Origin of the sequence: Bradyrhizobium erythrophlei (assembly GCF_900129425.1) — a bacterium.
GTDB lineage: Bacteria > Pseudomonadota > Alphaproteobacteria > Rhizobiales > Xanthobacteraceae > Bradyrhizobium > Bradyrhizobium erythrophlei_C.
Genome location: NZ_LT670817.1, coordinates 1,323,994 through 1,338,047, shown reverse-complemented (window position 1 = coordinate 1,338,047; position 14,054 = coordinate 1,323,994). Strand labels below are relative to the sequence as shown.

At 62.3% G+C, this 14,054-nt stretch carries 15 protein-coding genes and 1 pseudogene; 10 read left to right on the top strand and 6 right to left on the bottom strand.

What is annotated here, in order from left to right; translation table 11 throughout:
- Nucleotides 1-385: 385 nt before the first annotated feature.
- A complete protein-coding gene (locus tag B5527_RS06335) occupies nt 386-1,681 on the top strand; it encodes an O-acetylhomoserine aminocarboxypropyltransferase (protein WP_079600528.1) in 1,296 nt (431 codons plus the stop codon).
- 3 nt (nt 1,682-1,684) lie between these two features.
- Nucleotides 1,685-2,467 (top strand): alpha/beta fold hydrolase, encoded by a 783-nt coding sequence (locus B5527_RS06330; protein WP_079600527.1) that lies wholly within the window; start codon nt 1,685-1,687, stop codon nt 2,465-2,467.
- 100 nt (nt 2,468-2,567) lie between these two features.
- Here the strand turns inward: B5527_RS06330 and B5527_RS06325 are convergent, their stop codons facing one another.
- Both B5527_RS06325 and B5527_RS06320 read right to left on the bottom strand, forming a co-directional pair.
- The gene (locus tag B5527_RS06325) at nt 2,568-3,410 is read right to left on the bottom strand and encodes a CmcJ/NvfI family oxidoreductase (RefSeq protein ID WP_079600526.1); all 843 of its coding nucleotides are present in this window, start codon (nt 3,408-3,410) and stop codon (nt 2,568-2,570) included.
- A 376-nt stretch (nt 3,411-3,786) separates the two neighbouring features.
- Nucleotides 3,787-5,001, bottom strand: a complete 1,215-nt coding sequence (locus B5527_RS06320; RefSeq protein ID WP_079600525.1) for an LLM class flavin-dependent oxidoreductase — start codon at nt 4,999-5,001, stop codon at nt 3,787-3,789.
- A gap of 180 nt (nt 5,002-5,181) precedes the next feature.
- On the opposite strand from B5527_RS06320, the gene B5527_RS06315 reads away from it, so the two are divergent.
- The 5 genes from B5527_RS06315 (at nt 5,182) to B5527_RS06295 (ending at nt 8,611) form a co-directional block, all read left to right on the top strand.
- The gene (locus B5527_RS06315) at nt 5,182-6,291 is read left to right on the top strand and encodes an ATP-dependent DNA helicase (protein WP_079600524.1); all 1,110 of its coding nucleotides are present in this window, start codon (nt 5,182-5,184) and stop codon (nt 6,289-6,291) included.
- A gap of 183 nt (nt 6,292-6,474) precedes the next feature.
- A complete protein-coding gene (gene msrA, locus B5527_RS06310) occupies nt 6,475-7,194 on the top strand; it encodes a peptide-methionine (S)-S-oxide reductase MsrA (protein ID WP_079600523.1) in 720 nt (239 codons plus the stop codon).
- Nucleotides 7,195-7,221: 27 nt separating this feature from the next.
- Complete coding sequence (msrB, locus tag B5527_RS06305) at nt 7,222-7,635, top strand: peptide-methionine (R)-S-oxide reductase MsrB (protein WP_079600522.1); 414 nt, start codon at nt 7,222-7,224, stop codon at nt 7,633-7,635.
- A 298-nt stretch (nt 7,636-7,933) separates the two neighbouring features.
- Nucleotides 7,934-8,098 (top strand): DUF3309 family protein, encoded by a 165-nt coding sequence (locus B5527_RS06300; RefSeq protein ID WP_079600521.1) that lies wholly within the window; start codon nt 7,934-7,936, stop codon nt 8,096-8,098.
- 216 nt (nt 8,099-8,314) lie between these two features.
- Complete coding sequence (locus B5527_RS06295) at nt 8,315-8,611, top strand: hypothetical protein (protein ID WP_079600520.1); 297 nt, start codon at nt 8,315-8,317, stop codon at nt 8,609-8,611.
- Here the strand turns inward: B5527_RS06295 and B5527_RS06290 are convergent, their stop codons facing one another.
- Nucleotides 8,612-9,157: a DUF4112 domain-containing protein gene (locus B5527_RS06290; RefSeq protein WP_154072838.1), complete on the bottom strand. Its 546-nt coding sequence runs from the start codon at nt 9,155-9,157 to the stop codon at nt 8,612-8,614.
- A 1,053-nt stretch (nt 9,158-10,210) separates the two neighbouring features.
- Nucleotides 10,211-10,624: a DUF5413 family protein gene (locus tag B5527_RS06285; RefSeq protein WP_079600519.1), complete on the bottom strand. Its 414-nt coding sequence runs from the start codon at nt 10,622-10,624 to the stop codon at nt 10,211-10,213.
- A 61-nt stretch (nt 10,625-10,685) separates the two neighbouring features.
- Here B5527_RS06285 and B5527_RS46120 point away from each other — a divergent pair, with 61 nt between their 5' ends.
- From B5527_RS46120 to B5527_RS43500, 3 genes are all read left to right on the top strand, one after another.
- Entirely contained in the window at nt 10,686-10,997 is a 312-nt protein-coding gene (locus B5527_RS46120; RefSeq protein ID WP_245332519.1) for a hypothetical protein, read from the top strand.
- Between the two features lie 70 nt (nt 10,998-11,067).
- The gene (locus B5527_RS43505; protein WP_154072051.1) at nt 11,068-11,229 is read left to right on the top strand and encodes a hypothetical protein; all 162 of its coding nucleotides are present in this window, start codon (nt 11,068-11,070) and stop codon (nt 11,227-11,229) included.
- A gap of 73 nt (nt 11,230-11,302) precedes the next feature.
- Nucleotides 11,303-12,202 carry a hypothetical protein gene (locus B5527_RS43500; RefSeq protein WP_154072050.1) on the top strand — a complete coding sequence of 300 codons (900 nt, stop codon included), beginning with the start codon at nt 11,303-11,305 and terminating at the stop codon, nt 12,200-12,202.
- Here B5527_RS43500 and B5527_RS46115 read toward each other — a convergent pair.
- A pseudogene (locus B5527_RS46115) lies at nt 12,121-12,312 on the bottom strand (DUF6471 domain-containing protein); the annotation flags it as partial. The gene B5527_RS43500 and the pseudogene B5527_RS46115 overlap by 82 nt on opposite strands.
- A gap of 67 nt (nt 12,313-12,379) precedes the next feature.
- The gene (locus tag B5527_RS06275; RefSeq protein WP_079600517.1) at nt 12,380-14,050 is read right to left on the bottom strand and encodes a hypothetical protein; all 1,671 of its coding nucleotides are present in this window, start codon (nt 14,048-14,050) and stop codon (nt 12,380-12,382) included.
- Nucleotides 14,051-14,054: the final 4 nt, after the last annotated feature.

The following is a 14,054-nucleotide window of genomic DNA, read 5'->3' as shown; positions in this document are numbered from 1 at the left end:
GAGATGTGTCGAGTGCTCTGCAAAAATAGCAATGACGACGCTGCGCCGCAGCGTGGTCGCGATGTGATTATTGCGCAATCGCGATCCGGCGCGGCTCATTTTTCTCGGCGCACGGATCGAGCAGAACGGTTAATCAAAAGATGGGCAGGGAAAGTTCGACCCGGCAAACTCTCGCGATGGAAGCGTCAGCGGCCGGGCGATATCACTGATCGAAATAATCGCACCGTCAGCTGTGCAACGGACGGAATATTCTTCGGCAAATCAAGTCCGGGCCGGGAGGAAAGCGGAGCGAAACAAAGCCATGGGCTAACAATCAGAGGGTTTTTGTGGCACACCCTGCCGAACTCGGTGATAACCAGACAACGCATCTTTCCTCGAGATCGACATGCCCGCACCCAGGCCGCCCGCCTTCGAAACCCTGAGCCTCCATGCGGGGCAACATCCCGATCCCGTCACGGGCGCGCGTGCGGTCCCGATTTACCAGACCACATCCTATGTCTTTCAGGATTCCGAGCATGCCGCGGCGCTGTTCAATCTGGAGCGCGCGGGAAACATCTACACCCGGATTTCGAACCCGACCACCGCGGTGCTCGAAGAGCGGCTCGCCGCGCTGGAAGGCGGCGTCGGCGCGATCTGCACGGCGAGCGGCATGGCCGCGCTGCACCTGGCGATCGCGACGCTGCTCAATGCCGGCGATCACATCGTCGCCTCTGCCTCGCTCTATGGCGGCACCATCAATCTGCTGGCGCACACGCTGCCGCGCTTCGGCATCACCACGACCTTTGTCAAGCCCCGCGCGCTCGACGAATTCCGCGCGGCAATTCAACCCAACACCCGGCTCGTGATCGGTGAAACCATCGGCAATCCCGGTCTCGAGGTGCTGGATATTCCTGCCGTCGCTGACATCGCGCATGACGCGAAAATCCCGCTGCTGATCGACAACACGTTCGCGACGCCGTTTCTCAGCCGGCCGATCGAGCTTGGCGCCGACATTGTCATGCATTCAGCGACGAAGTGGATCGGCGGCCATGGCATCGCCATCGGCGGCGTGATCGTCGACGGCGGCCGGTTCGACTGGCGCGCTTCCGGCAAATTTTCAGTGCTGACCGAACCTTACGGCGGATATCACGGCATTGTCTTTGACGAGCAATTCGGCCCGGCCGCGTTTATCATGCGGGCTCGCACCGAAGGCCTGCGCGACTTCGGCGCCTGCCTGTCACCGACCAATGCCTTTCAATTGCTGCAGGGCGTCGAGACTTTGGGTATTCGCATGGAGCGCCATGTCGCCAACACGCATGCCGTGCTTGAGGCCCTCGCGGCGAATAAAGCCGTTGATTGGGTGCTGCACCCTTCGCTCGAAAGCCATCCCGATCACGAACTGGCCAAGCGATTGCTGCCGCGCGGCGCGGGGTCGATCGTCAGTTTCGGAATCAAGGGCGGCCGGCCTGCCGGCAAGAAGTTCATCGAGGCGCTTCGGATGGTCAGCCATCTGGCCAATGTCGGCGACGCCAAAACCCTCGTCATTCATCCCGCCAGCACGACCCATCAGCAGATGGATGCCGCCCAACTCAAAGCCTCGGGCATCGGCGAAGAGCTGGTGCGGTTGTCCGTCGGCATCGAATCCGCCGCCGATATCATCGATGACCTCGGCCAGGCGCTCCGGCTTTCGCAGAAGGCTTGAACCATGTTTTTGTCCGTGAACGACGTTGATGCCTTCGTCGCCACCGGCGGCCGGGAATTCGATTCGTCGCTGCCGACCGTCGTGCTGCTGCACGGCGCCGGCTTCGATCATACCACTTGGGCTTTGCACAGCCGGTGGTTCGCACATCATGGCTATGGCGTGCTGGCTCCGGATTTGCCCGGCCACGGCCGCTCGGCCGGCGCGCCGCTCTCCACGATCGCCGACATGGCCGACTGGACCGCCGCGCTGCTCGACGCCGCCGGCGTGGCGAAGGCAAGGCTCGTCGGTCACTCCATGGGTTCGCTGATCGCGCTGGAGACCGCTGCGCGACACCCGGCAAAAGTCTCGGCGCTGAGCCTGATCGGAACGGCGGCGACGATGACGGTCGGACCTGACCTTCTCAAGGCCGCGGAGGCCGACGATCATACGGCCGTCGACATGGTCTCGATCTGGGGCCTCGGCTTTCAGGCGGAACTCGGCGGAAGCCTGGCGCCGGGTTTGTGGATGCACAGCGGCGCCCAACGGGTGCTTGAACAGTGCCGGCCCGGCGTACTGTTCAACGACCTCTCCGCCTGCAACGCCTATCAGAACGCGCTCGCCGCCGCCGCGCAGGTCACCGTTCCCGCGACATTCATTCTCGGTGAGCGCGACATGATGACCCCGGCAAGATCAGGCAAGGCGCTCGCCGCCGCGTTGCCGAATTCGCGCACCGTGGTGCTGCGCGGTGCAGGTCACATGATGATGGTCGAGCGGCCCGACGAATTGCTCGCAGCGTTGCAGGGGTAATTGCCGCCACAGGCACCCAGGCGAACTCTGCTCCCGTTGCCCCACGGGAAGGATAGAGCAGAGTCTTTCAGCGCTGTGGTTCAACCTCAACCCATCACGTTCAACTCGCGTGAAACACCAGCGTCCGCAGTTCGATGCTCTCGCGCGGTGGAGCGTCGGGAGGCGTGGTCGGATCGACGAAGGCTGTATGGGGCGCGAAGCGGGCTCGCCCGTCGGTGTTGGAATCAAAGCACTTCAGCAGCAAGGCTTCATCGACCGTCATCGCCGGCACATAAAACCATCGATGGTCGGGATTGTATTTCACCGAGTAGGTCTCGCCGACGCGATCGCGATAGACCAGATCGGACGCAACCAGCTCGCCTGGCTTTACCGTGCGGGCGTCGCAGACGGCCAATGGTGAGTCCAGCAGCGGCCCTCGAATCGGCCGCCACAGATTGATGATCTGCAACCGGCCCTTCAGAAGGTGCTCCGCCTCGTCCGGAATGAGGTCGCGGACGCGCTGCGGCCCGGATTTCTCGGTGTGGTCGACATGGACGCGCGCCACCGGCTGACGCAGGCCGCCGTCGCGATCGGCGGCGCCTTCGACGCGTCTGCGTACCGTATGGTCGAACACCGATACCCGGTCGGCGCCGGTGACAGCCTTGATCAGCCGTTCCGCCTCCGGATAATAGATGCGCTTGATTTCATCTTCGTCGTAGAAATTTTTTACCGAACTCCTGTGCCGTACCAGGGCAAACCCTTCCCGATCGACCGAAACCGTCTCACTGATCGGACGAACGTCATGAATCGGCACGTTGTGCGGCTCCGCCACGATATTCGATCTGGGTTCGCCGGGCGGCGGTTCGAAAGTATAGGTCCGCGGCCGGTCCCGAGCGGGCGCCAGGTAGTTGAGATCGGCGGTCACGAACGATAATGCTGCGATCTTTTCGTTCTGCAGTCCCATGTTGCTCTCCTTTTTGTTGGGGGTTGCCTGGATTCTAGGAAGCCTCCTTGAATGGCGCGCAGATCCAGCCAGCGCTGCACCAAGTCCCTGTTCGGAACCAACCCCGAAAACAATAGCCCTGCGTTGAAGCGTGCTCATTGAAAACTGCCTCCTGGCCCGATTCACTCTCGGAGGAAGTACAATGCTCGATGTGGGTCGGACGGCGGCCTTCGCCAATGACCGCGCAGAAAAAAGATTGCTGTCACGAAATCCGCTTGCGTGGTGAAAGATTCTTCCAGGGGTCCGGGCTGGCGAAACGAAGTCCTTCGCCGGCCGAACGCTGCATCACGCGCGCGTCATCTCGCGTGAGGGTTCAAAAACCTTCCGTCCAGCAAGACTATCCCGCCGCCGTGATCGCCGGCTTTGGCGGCGCGACGCTGACCGCCAGCTTGCCGTAGCGATCTCCAAAAGCCTCGGTGTCGATCTCCTCGAGCTGGATCGCCCCGCTCATCACGCCAGCCTTCCATGCGTCGTGCTCGGGATCGTTGCGGAATTCCGGCATCACTTCCCTGGCAAACAATTCAAGGGAGTCGCAGATGTGCTCGTGGCTGTTCTTGCCGGCCTGGTTGAGCAGGATCACCTGGTCGATGTGCGAACTCCTGAACCGCCGCAGCTTCTTCGCGATGGTTTCGGGCGATCCGATCAGGCCGCCGCGCAGCGCCGCCTCCTGGGCCTCCGGATTTTCGCGCTTCCACCTGTTGTATTCGTCCCACATGTTGACGGTGCCCGGCGCCGGGCGCTGGCGGTTCTGTGAGGCGCCGTAGAAGCGCAGCGCGAACTGGAAGAAGGTCGCGCCGTCGGCACGCGCGCGGGCCTCCTCGTCGGTTTTTGCGCACATGAAAAACGACACCAGCGCCATGTTCGGATTGATCTCGTAGTCGGCGAGCTTCTTCAGCCGTTTTGTCATCGCATTGTAATAGGCATGCACCCAGGCATGCGCGGCGTCGGCGCTGACGAACTGGAAACCGAGCGCGCCAAAACCGTTCTGGCCGGCGCGCTCGATGGTCGGCAATTGCGAACACGCCATCCACAGCGGCGGATGCGGCTTCTGAACGGGTTTCGGCACCACATTGCGCAAGGGAATGTCGAAATACTTGCCGTGATGCTCGCTGCCGCCTTCTTTGAACATCGGAAAGATGGCGCGGACGGCTTCCTCGAATACTTCCTTCTTGGTCTCCATGCCGCGGCCGAACGGCGTCAGTTCGGTGATCGAGGCGCTCTCGCCCATGCCGAATTCGCAGCGGCCGTTGCTGAGGAGATCGAGCACCGCGACGCGCTCGGCGACGCGGGCGGGGTGATTGGTGGTGAGCTGGAAAATGCCGTGACCGAGGCGGATGTTTCTGGTGCGCTGGGAGGCTGCGGCGAGAAACGATTCCGGCGACGGCGAATGCGAATATTCTTCCAGGAAATGATGCTCGACCACCCAGGCATGGTCGTAGCCGAGCCGGTCGGCGGTCTCCAGTTGCGTCAGCGCGTCCTGATACAGCCTGAGTTCATCGCCGGCCTCCCATGGGCGCGGCAATTGCAGCTCATAAAAGATGCCGAATTTCATGACGCCTCCCCGGGAGCGACTTGTTATTCTGAGCAGTGTATGCCCCGCGTAAGCCGAGTCCAGCCTTGGCCAATTCCGCGCGGCGGAAGGCGGCTTGCGTTGACGGCGCGAATAGCTAGTTTTGCTGTCCGTGAGTCGCGGTCGCCCCTTGCTGCCCGCTCTGTCTTTCATCGAGACCCCATGCCCACTTTCACGCCGCATCAGGATTCCGCGCTGAAGGCCGTTGCCGACTGGCTGAAGGCAAAGCCCGGCAAGAACGGCACGCCGCCGGTGTTCCGGCTGTTCGGCTATGCCGGCACCGGCAAGACCACGCTGGCGCGGCATATCGCCGACGGCGTCGACGGCGAGGTGAAATTCGCGGCCTTCACCGGCAAGGCCGCGCTGGTGATGCGCAACAAGGGCTGCGACAACGCCTCGACGATTCATTCGCTGATCTACCGCGCGCGCGAATCCGGCGTCGAGCAGCCGAGTTTTGAACTGTGGGACGACGCGCCCGCATCGAAAGCAAAACTGATCGTGATCGACGAATGCTCGATGGTGGACGCCGAACTCGGCCGCGACCTGATGTCGTTCGAATGTCCGCTGTTGGTGCTCGGCGACCCCGCGCAATTGCCGCCGATCCAGGGCGGCGGCTTCTTCACCGACTGCGAACCCGACGCGATGCTGACCGAAGTGCATCGCCAGGCCCAGGACGATCCGATCGTGCGAATGTCGATGGACGTGCGCGAGGGCCGCGAACTCGACATCGGCCGCTATGGCGAAAGCGAAGTGGTATCGCGCAGCGAACTCGATCCCGACCGGGTGATGAGCGCCGACCAGGTCCTGGTCGGCCGTAACAACACGCGACGCTCCTACAACATGCGGGTGCGGCAAAAGCAGAATATCGAGGATCCCTTGCCGGTCGCCGGCGACAAGCTGGTGTGCCTGCGCAACAACCGCAAGAAGGGCCTGTTCAACGGCGGGCTGTGGCGGGTGAAGTCGCGCGCGGCGTCGAAATCGAAGATCATCACCATGCGGCTGTCGCCCGACGAGGACTTCGGCCACAAGGTCACGAAGGTCTCGGTTCGCGGCGACTGCTTCGGCGGCGCCATCGAGACCATCCCGTGGGAGCAGCGCAAGCCCTATGACGAGTTCGACTATGGCTACGTGCTCACGGTGCACAAGTCGCAGGGCTCGCAATGGGACGACGTGGTACTGTTCGACGAGAGTTTTGCGTTCCAGGACAGCCGCGCACGCTGGCTCTACACCGGCATCACCCGCGCGGCGAAGCGGCTGAGCGTGGTGGTGTAGCCGCGTCTCAACGACGGGACGCCTCGGCTGAACGGCGCTTTTATTCACGAACTCGTGTGTGTCCGGCTGTAACAATACCCCTCGTGCCGCGTATCTTGGGACATCGGGCGAGCCGAGGCCGTTTCCGAACCGCCGCCCCTGTCCTAGACTGTCTTTCAATCCGCTGACCCCAGAGGAAGCCCCATGTCCCGTAGCCAATTCAGCCGCCTGTCGCTTTGCGCCGCCGCCATCGGCGCGCTGGCGATTACTGCATTCGCGATCGTGCCGTCGCGTGCCGCGGAAGAAGCCGTGATCATCCCTGCCCCCGCCCAGGACGTTCAAGCCTCCGATGGGCTGCAGACCGTGGTCGTCGCTGGTGGCTGTTTCTGGGGCGTGCAGGGTGTGTTCCAGCATACGTCCGGTGTGGTCAATGCGGTGTCCGGCTATGCCGGCGGCAGCAAGGGCACCGCCGACTACGACACCGTCTCTACCGGTTCGACGGGACACGCCGAGTCCGTGCAGATCAAATACGACCCGAAGAAGATCAGCTACGGCAAGATTCTGCAGATCTTCTTCTCGGTCGCGCACGATCCGACGCAGTTGAACCGGCAGGGACCGGACACCGGCACGCAATATCGCTCGGCGATCTTCACCACCAGCGACGAGCAGAAGAAGGTCGCGGACGCCTACATCGCGCAGCTCAACGCCGCCAAAGTCTACAAGAAGCCGATCGTCACCAAGGTCGGGCCGCTCGAGGGGTTTTATCCGGCGGAGGCCTATCATCAGGACTATCTGACGCTGCACCCGAGCCAGCCCTATATCGCCTATAACGACATTCCGAAGGTCGAGAACCTCAAGAAGATCTTCGCCGAGAACTACACCGAGAAGCCGACGCTGGTGAACAGCGCAAAGGTCACCAACTGACGGCCGGATCAATTGCAAGGAGACTCCATGTCCGACACCAAGACGATGCAAGGCAAGGTCGAGAAGAGCGAGGCCGAGTGGCGCAAGGAATTGACGCCGATGCAGTATGCGGTGCTGCGCGAGAAGGCGACCGAGCGGCCGTTCTCCGGCGAATACGAGCATGAGCAACGGCCCGGCACCTATATCTGCGCCGGCTGCGGCCAGACGCTGTTTGAATCCGACGCCAAGTTCGATTCCGGCTGCGGCTGGCCGAGCTTTACCGCGCCGGCCGGCGAGAGCCATGTCGACGAGGAGCGCGACGTCAGCCACGGCATGGTCCGGACCGAAGTGCTGTGCTCGAAGTGCAGCGGCCATCTCGGCCACGTCTTCGATGATGGCCCCGGCCCGACCGGCCTGCGCTACTGCATCAACTCGGCGGCGCTGAAGTTGCAGCCGAAATAAATAGGCCGAGCCCCAAATAGCCGTCATTCCGGGTGGTGCGTCAGCACCAGACCCGGAACCTCGAGATTCCGGGAAGCCGTCATTCCGGGATGGTGCGTTTAGCACCAGACCCGGAATCTCGAGATTCCCCGATGTGCAATTGCACATCTGAGGTTCGATGCATTGCATCGCCCCGGAATGACGAACTCTCTGCTTCCAAGGCTTTCGGTTCCTTCGCTGGAACCAAAGGCCCGGATGTGCTTTGATCCCGGGGCGGAGCGGCGGATTTCCATTCGCCGGCTGCCGTGGGGGATATGCCATGTCGCTCGGAACGATACTGATCATCATCGTGATCATTTACCTCTTGGGCGGCTTCAGCGGCCGGTTCGGCGGCTACGGCTACGGCATGGGCCATTCCGGCATGGGCCTTGGCGGAGTTATTCTGATCGTGCTGATCATCCTGCTGCTGCTCGGCAAACTTTAATGTTCGCAAGCTCTTGAAATAGCGGGCTTTATTCCAGACCTGCGGTCGGAACCGGCGGATTCATTATCAGACCCGTCAAGAGTCGCATTTCCGTCAAACGAGCTTATATTAAGGTCTGTCCTGAAATGACGTGTGCCGGCCTGCCGCATCGGCAAGCCCGTACGATCCGATCGCGAGTTCGTTCGCGTTCTCACTAAAAAGATAAGGTCACTGACCATGGCTTCCTTCAGCTACAACACTGCCGCCGAACTATTCCCCGCCGCGATCCGCAAGAAGAAGCGGGCGGGTTTCGCGTATCGCCGTTTCGACACCGCGGCTGCCGCGGTGCAATTCGCGATCGAGGAATTGCCGGCGGACTCGCTGAACGGCGCCTATCTGCAGGTCGATGAAGCCCGCTTCGATCAGAGCGGCATTCGCACGCTGTACGAAAGCCAGGATTTTCCGCTGCCGCGCCGCCCCCGTGCGCCGGAGCCCGCGCCCGCCACCGACAAGGCCGACGCCGACGCCGCCTGATTAAACCGGCTGCCTTTCGATCCAGCGCCGCAACAAGCGCACGTTGCGCATGTTGGCGCGGAATAGCACGTCGAACGCGTCGCCGGCGACCGGCACCGCTCCGACTACGCCTTGGATCGCGACATTGCCGAGCATCCTTGCGGTGACATGCCAGGGCGCGCCGAGGGCGCGCGCCTCGCGCACCAGCCACAATGAGAGCGCGGCCGCGATGATGTCGCCGACCACCGGGATCAACCCGATGATGCCGTCGATGCCGTAGCGGATATTGCTGCCGGGCAGCACGAAGGCGACATCCAGAAGTCTCGCCAGCGCATCGAGCCGCGCCAGCCGCTGTTCGCGGGTAAGATTGCCGAACGGATTGGCGCCGGAACGGCCGAACTCGAACCGGAAACCGTTGACCTGCGGACCGAGCGATTCCGCGGGGATTTCGCGTCCTTCCTGATCGATGATCGGGCCACGCGCCTCCGGCCCACGAAACGTCGCGCGTGAGGTTTTCCCGGGACGCGCGGGCCGGGTGAAAAGAATTTCGTCGTTCGACATGGTCATGAAATGGGTAACGCCTGAAGCCGGCGCAAGTTGCGTCATAACGTACCATCCGTAAATCACGGCGTCGGGATTTGCTTCGGGTCAGCAAGAGAGATTGGCCTCCACATTAAGAAGTCGTCATACTCCGTCACCCGGCGGCGCGGCGCGAAGCTGATCGAGGTGGTGGTCGACGGCAGGGTATGAGGCCGTCGTCGCGTTGAATGCGTGCCCGCTGATAAGCTTCGCGAAGCAATTCATCTGAAGTGAACCATCAGCGTTTCAGCGACGGCGGTGAGCTCCCTCTCCCCTTGTGGGATCGAGACGAGCGAAGCTCGCTCTCTAGGGTTGGGGTGAGGGGTTGCGGTCTATCGATAGTCCGTAACCCCTCACCCGGATCGCATCTAACGATGCGATCCGACCTCTCCCACAAGGGGAGAGGTGACGCGTACGCGCGTGCGCAGATTTAATTTTCAGACAGCCAATCTCAGACACACTTTCGCGATCTCGCGGCGCGATGCGCCCGAGGTTTGCCAAAAACATCCGCCCTGAGAACAGAGGGCGTGGGGAATGCCGGGCGCCCGATGCACCCGCAGCCTCGTGTGCGCTATGGGTAGTAAGTATGCACACGAGTATTCACAGCGAGCCATCGGAAATCACCCGACATTCCCGCACGCAATGGTTTACGGCTTATACCGTGCTCTCCCCGGTGATCGGCTTTCTTGCCACCGTCGTTACGCGGATTAATCCGCAAACTTGACGCCAGCGTCGGGGCGTCAGGACCACACGTCTTCGCCGTCCGCTGCAAGCAACGCCCGTCAAGCGCGCCGCCGCGTCCACCGCATCCCGCCCCGCGTCCGTGACGTCGCGAGCCGCCCCTCTGAGTGGGACGGGACGCAAGAGACATACAACTGATTTGGGTCTTCGGAAAATCAGAATATTTTTTCAAAAGGGGCTGGACAGCCGCCTCCACAAACCGCCTGACGGGCAAATCACCTGAGCCAACCAGATGACCCGGCCGGAGCAAAAATTCGCCATGACGCGCAAATCCAGCCACGGACGGCACAGGCGCCGCGCTCACGCCTTCGCAGGCTCGTCGATCGCCTCATGCGCCAGCCACGACGACACCGTCGCCGGGACAAAGCCGACCAGCCCGTAAAGGATGAACTGGGTGACGCCGCTGTCCGGCCCCCGGGAGCCGTAGAGGAATTCCGCCGCGAAGAACGAGATCACACCGAGGATCAGCATGCGCGCCACCGGGTGAATCCGCCGGATATGCCAGAGAATATCGTCCAACGCCGCGATCATCAGGGTCGGCAGGATCCCGAACAGGTAGCTGTACTGCAGCGTCTTGACGAACACCGCGAGCAGCTTTGTGACCTGGGCGGTATTGAACTCATTCCAGTATCCCGACAGCCAGGTGGTCGTCAGCAGCAGACAAAATCCGCCGAGCAGCGGCGCCAGTACTGCAAAGATCACATACCGCTTCATCCAGCTCCTCCCGTCTTTGGCCCCGCTGCCAGTTTCGCTACTGCGCGAACGGCGTCAACTGTTGGCGCTGACCCGAAAGCGTCCGGGATCAGACATTCCCGCAGCGTCGGCTCCGACGACAGCTAGCCGGCACGGCATGGCAAACGGCGGAAAAATATGCCAGGTTTTAGACATGCCAACGCAAAAGCGCTCGACCGGAAAAAGCAGCAAAACCGGCTTCATCGTTGGTCGTACCGGCTTCGCAAAGATCAGCGCGATTGAAGGTATTCACTTGAAGCCGGCGATGAAAGATCGCGCCGCGGAGGCCACCAGCAAGGGCCTGTCCGCCGAGGAATATCGCAAGGCGATCATCCGCGCCCACCGCAAAGCCTGAATCACCACCGCATGTGCGACGCGTCGGAGGATCCTCACCCCTACGAAAACTCTACCATGGTCGCACGCAATTGGCGTTCTTCGCCTTGTTGGCCGATCGGGCAGGCCAAACGCTAAATCTCGAAAAGCTCGATCCCGATGCAATGCTTCACGCCATGATCGCGAGCTTCGATGGCGACGAATCTGAGCTGACGATGGCTATCCGCCGCAAACGCCACCGGGTCCGAAAGTGAATACAGGCGGTTATCCACTACCTATAGTTTCAGGAATTGCTGCCCTTCGGCTAGAGTGCCGCAGGGGGATTCCATGGTTGCCATTCAGGATCGGGCCAACGCCTTTTTGGACATTCTTGGCCGTCCGGTCCCCAAAGCCATTTTTGCGATCTGGGGTGCGATTGCGACTTGGGATACATTTGTCTCCCAGTTTATTCCCGAAAATATCGCCAAGAACTTTCCGAAGGCCCATCAGGTTATCGCCATGACCTATGGATGGCTTTCAATCCAAACGTGGCTCTTGATCGGAGCCGGGATCGTCGTCCTGACATCCCTTGAATACGCGGCGCGTCATAAGTGGAAATTGGAGTTAGCGACAGGGGGCCGTCCGACCCCAAGTAGTGACAGTGCGCGCCCGCTCTTAGCCTTCTTCTGGCTATTTGTAGTGACCACAATAGTTACAATCTGGTCGCTTGATGCAGCCCATTGGGGCGCACAGGTCTCCAAAGTTTCCGCGCCAGCGCTGCCCCGGCCCGCGAAGCCGCTACCGTCATCGATCACCACACCCACACCGCCGCCGCCATTACCGCCAGAACCGTGGGTTACCGAGGACGAGGTGCAGAAGGCAAAGAAAAGTGGCCGCCTCTTGCTGCCATTCGGGCCAAATGAGCTGGCCCGCATGAACTATTCAATGGGGTCTATCGGCACAGATGCCTATGTTGGCAGTTGGGTTAAAATTGACAATCCTTTTCTGAGGGTTAGTCGCCTAGTCGAGAAAGATAAAAAAGAATATTTGATAGTCGTTATCCTTCAACCAGTTTGGCCCGCAGTTCTAATCTTTGATGCAAAGAAATGGGGTGACCAAATTCTCACGATGAATCCTAGCGCTGGGGCCAAAGTGCATGCGCTTTGTCAACTCGTAAAATACGATGATAAAGATCGGTACGATATGGACACCACAAAATTCGTGGGCGCAAACTGCGAATTGCAGTAGCTAGATTTCATCCAGCCCACACCCTCTAATTCCATCGCCGCAAGGCAGGCCAGAAAGAACGTCGCTGCAAACGTCCCCCGTTTGAGCTTCATTGTGATCCCGGCCTCAGTCTCCTTTAATCCGCAAACTTATCAGCTGAACGAAATCGCGGACGCAGGAGATCCCTCGCCGCCCGCCCTACTCCCCCCACGCCGCGAAGGCGTCGTTGAAGGCGCGTTCGCCGGGGGCGCCTTTTTCGATGGCGATGATGGCGCGGCGCTGGTTGACATAGACCAGCGGCACGTCGAACCAGGAGCGCTCCTTCAGAAGCTGGATGTTGCGCGAGCGGTCGGAATCGACGTTCGACAGCCCGATCAGGAAGAAGCCGTCGGTGACCTTGACCGCGAGTCCCGCCAAGGGCGTGCCGCGCGCCTGCTCGTTGGATTTCATCAGGATGCCCGGCACGTTGCTGATGCCGCCGCCGGCGAAATCCGGCGGCAGGATGAACGTCAGTTCCGCGGTGTGGCTGGCGGGCAGCGAGGTGTCGGTGTTGCGGCGGAACGACATCGTCATCTTGAACTTGCGGTCGGGAATCTCGATGTCGGCGCGCACGGCGAGATCGGGCGGCTGGCCGGCGGCGCCCTTGATCTGTTCGGTGCGCCAGATCACCGAGCCGACATATTGCTTGCCCTTGGGATCGGACGGATCCTCGTCATACAGCACCACGCGCTGCGCCACCGGCGCGACCTGATCCGTCGACGACGGCTGGCCGACCCGATCGGGTATCTTCGGCTTCGACAGCGGCGAGGCGTCCTTTGGCGCTTCCACCACCGTCTGCGACGGCTTGAACAGGCCGCTGACGGCCGTCACCACCGACTTGCCCCACAGGATCGAGGCGCCCACCAGGATAAGTACGATGCCGATCGCGATCGCGCTCTTGAACGGAAATACCGTGCCGGCCCGGATACGCTTTTTCGGCGCGCGGTCGGGGCCGAGGCGCGGGCGCGGCGCCGGCTGTTGCGACTGCGCGTAGCGCTCGGCCTCCTCGACGGACTCGTCGTAGGAATACGGCGCGTCGGGATCGGCGCCACGGTTTTCCATGCTCGGCTCGAGCCGGTCGAATTCCGGCGAGGGCGACGGCACGTTGGCGTAGGTTTTCCGCGCCGAGCGGCTGGCCTGCGCCGCGGCGCGGCCGAGATCGTCGGCGTCGGCGGCGATGTCACGGAAGCCGCGCACGCCCGGCGGCGGCGGGGCCTGCGGGGCACTGTTGTCGGGACCGCGGCGCGGCGCGCCTGACCGTTCACGGGTCGGCGGCAGCTGCGGATCCTGCATCGGCACCGGGTCGGCGCGAAGGTTGCGCGGCGAGCGATCCTCCTGGCCGAGCGGCGGCCGCTCGGTGCGCGACGGCGGCGGCGGTGGCGGCGAAGGCTGGCGCGGACGCGGCGGCTGGGCTGTCGGAGGCTGCGGCGGGGGCGGCTGTGCTGAAGATGGCTGGGCTGAAGATGGCGGCGCCGGCTCGGCCGGCCGCGAAGCGGGACGGGTCGTGGCGCGGAACGCGTCGCCGGCGCGGGCGCCGGTTGGGCGCGAGCCGTCCCCGGAGCGCGCAGCGTCCCCGGAGCGCGTGGCGTCCCCGGAGCGCGTGGCGTCCCGGGCGCGCTGGGCGGCTTCGGACTCGACTTTGCGCACGGCCTCTTCCAGCGACAGCCGCTCGCGGGTGATTTCGGATTCGCTCAACGGCGGCTGTACGCTGCGCAACTGCGCGATCAGCGCCGCGCGCGCCCGCTCATAAAGCGCGCGGCGGCTCTCGCCGGGGGCACTGGGGTCCAGGCCGGATATGGCGCGGGCAATCAGCGGGTAGTAATCAGCCATTTCG

Coding starts and splice junctions, on each gene's coding strand:
- B5527_RS06335 (WP_079600528.1), top strand. CDS start 386: ATGCCCGCACCCAGGCCGCCCGCCTTCGAAACCCTGAGCCTCCATGCG.
- B5527_RS06330 (WP_079600527.1), top strand. CDS start 1,685: ATGTTTTTGTCCGTGAACGACGTTGATGCCTTCGTCGCCACCGGCGGC.
- B5527_RS06325 (WP_079600526.1), bottom strand. CDS start 3,410: ATGGGACTGCAGAACGAAAAGATCGCAGCATTATCGTTCGTGACCGCC.
- B5527_RS06320 (WP_079600525.1), bottom strand. CDS start 5,001: ATGAAATTCGGCATCTTTTATGAGCTGCAATTGCCGCGCCCATGGGAG.
- B5527_RS06315 (WP_079600524.1), top strand. CDS start 5,182: ATGCCCACTTTCACGCCGCATCAGGATTCCGCGCTGAAGGCCGTTGCC.
- msrA (WP_079600523.1), top strand. CDS start 6,475: ATGTCCCGTAGCCAATTCAGCCGCCTGTCGCTTTGCGCCGCCGCCATC.
- msrB (WP_079600522.1), top strand. CDS start 7,222: ATGTCCGACACCAAGACGATGCAAGGCAAGGTCGAGAAGAGCGAGGCC.
- B5527_RS06300 (WP_079600521.1), top strand. CDS start 7,934: ATGTCGCTCGGAACGATACTGATCATCATCGTGATCATTTACCTCTTG.
- B5527_RS06295 (WP_079600520.1), top strand. CDS start 8,315: ATGGCTTCCTTCAGCTACAACACTGCCGCCGAACTATTCCCCGCCGCG.
- B5527_RS06290 (WP_154072838.1), bottom strand. CDS start 9,157: ATGACCATGTCGAACGACGAAATTCTTTTCACCCGGCCCGCGCGTCCC.
- B5527_RS06285 (WP_079600519.1), bottom strand. CDS start 10,624: ATGAAGCGGTATGTGATCTTTGCAGTACTGGCGCCGCTGCTCGGCGGA.
- B5527_RS43500 (WP_154072050.1), top strand. CDS start 11,303: ATGGTTGCCATTCAGGATCGGGCCAACGCCTTTTTGGACATTCTTGGC.
- B5527_RS06275 (WP_079600517.1), bottom strand. CDS start 14,050: ATGGCTGATTACTACCCGCTGATTGCCCGCGCCATATCCGGCCTGGAC.